The sequence below is a fragment of the Mesorhizobium sp. M7A.F.Ca.MR.362.00.0.0 genome, from assembly GCF_004023175.1.
GTDB lineage: Bacteria > Pseudomonadota > Alphaproteobacteria > Rhizobiales > Rhizobiaceae > Mesorhizobium.
In genome coordinates this window covers 1-950 of record NZ_RZTF01000812.1, presented here as the reverse complement: position 1 = coordinate 950, position 950 = coordinate 1, and the positions used below count along the sequence as shown (strand labels likewise).

The following is a 950-nucleotide window of genomic DNA, read 5'->3' as shown; positions in this document are numbered from 1 at the left end:
CGCTCTTACAGCTTTCCCGTTAGGATTCTGCGGTCTCGTCCGCTTGTAGACGGTCCCCACCATGCGGCGCCTGGCCCGCTTCGCGGCCTCAAGCTTCGCGATATTCACCGGAGACATCTGGGCGATCAGCCGCGCGGTCTGTTCCGTGGTGTGCCATTCGACGCTCGAGGGATTTTCTTCGACGAGGTCGGCGAAGCATGTGTTGCGGACAGGCGGAGAAGGAAGATTCCACCACAGCCACCGCTTCCGCGCCTTTGCAGGAATCCTTGCGACCGCGTTTTGAAGGCCGCGGGAATGGAAGGGCGCCACCGGCTCCGGCGATAGCATGGCCTCGTGGACCTCGAAATCCCCCCGGACGCCGATGACGAAGAGCCTTGGGCGACTCTGCGGGACAAAAAGTTTTGCGTCGATGACCATAGCGCCATAGCGGTAGCCCGCTTTCGCGAAAGTCTCGGCGATCGCCACGAAGTCAGCGCCTCCGTGGCTGGTCAGAGTCCCGTTAACGTTTTCCAGCGCGATGATCTTCGGACCGCGGCCCTCTGCGATCAGGCCGTTCATAATCGTCCAGAACGGATAGAAGGTTCCCGAACGCTCGCCTTTCAATCCAGCGCCGCCTCCGGCAAGCGACAGATCCTGACAGGGGAATGACCCCCAAGCTAAGTCGGCAGTGCCGGGGAGCTTGTCGATCTTGACTTGCCGAATATCACCGATAGTCAGCTCGCCGCCGGTCCCCCAGTTGACCTGATACGTCAGGCCTTTTTTTACATCGAAATCGTTAGCGAAGGCACACTGCCACTCTGGACCAAGTCCGGCACGCGCCATCCCTCCGCCGGCGAAAAACTCATAAAATGTCCGCATGATCTCCCCGTGATTCGCGCGTAATGCTAGCATACCCCACGCCGAAAATGGTTTACGGTTTGTTCTCATCCGTAACATGCTCACCATGAATT

1 protein-coding gene is annotated in these 950 nt (G+C 59.2%); it reads right to left on the bottom strand.

The features are described 5' to 3' along the window. The coding region (locus EOC06_RS37880; protein ID WP_164899027.1) for a DNA cytosine methyltransferase at window positions 1–858 on the bottom strand (858 nt) is incomplete at its 3' end. Between the last annotated feature and the right edge of the window lie 92 nt (window positions 859–950).